Raw genomic sequence first — 793 nt, forward strand, 5'->3', positions numbered from 1 at the left:
TGAGCGTTTTTTGGGGTAGGGTTGGACTCCTGGCAAGTCTAGAACTATAAGCAAACATATAAGTCTAAAAGATTTTATATGCAAACTCGAAAAATATACCTTTGCGTATACCAGTGCCCCTAGGCGCAACCCGCTAAAAGAAAAGCTTATCATTGGATAATATCAATCACTGCTAATTCTGTTTGTAGCATATATGGGCTGCTTACGGCCACAAGCGGACAACATAAAAACGCGGCTATATTAAAGCCTTATATATAAATGCAACTAATTTCTTTGCAGCCCACACCCGATTGCGGTCGGCGGCTATCAACAGAAAGGCCTGCTAATAGTTAAAACCGCTCTTAAGCATTTATGAACACCCCGCTGCGTATTTTATTGTGAAACTTACGGAAATCGCCCGCTTTTTTTAAAATCAGGCTGCGCAAATAATACGTCAACAATGGCTCAACACTTACCACTCCTAATTGTATTGACTTTCCCAGACGGATTTTGCAATCGCTATGTGCATTGCAACTACAGCATTGTAATAGCTATTCAGCCGCTCAGTTGTGATGGGCAGAACTTCGCCAACCCATTCATTGAGCTCTGGGAAATTTTCAACATCCTTGGAACTCAGATACCCATAGCGATGAAGGATTACATTTCTCACCATGGAAGACTCATTGTATTTATTAGCAGCTATAGCGCTGAGCTGGAGTTCTAAACCAAACCAAGAAAATAACACCACCATCCTATTGGCAATATCCACTCCCCCATTCTCAGTAGAATTCCTGAATCCGTGAAGCTGGCGCCG

Annotated in this window: 1 protein-coding gene; it reads right to left on the bottom strand. The window is 42.2% G+C overall.

Annotated elements, in window-relative coordinates; genetic code table 11:
* Positions 1-460: 460 nt before the first annotated feature.
* Positions 461-793 (bottom strand): hypothetical protein (locus INT22_RS01905; protein ID WP_226912335.1); only part of this gene is annotated, 333 nt, incomplete at its 5' end.

The sequence above is a fragment of the Halomonas sp. 3D7M genome (assembly GCF_014897885.1).
In the GTDB taxonomy this organism is placed as follows: Bacteria; Pseudomonadota; Gammaproteobacteria; order Pseudomonadales; family Halomonadaceae; genus Vreelandella.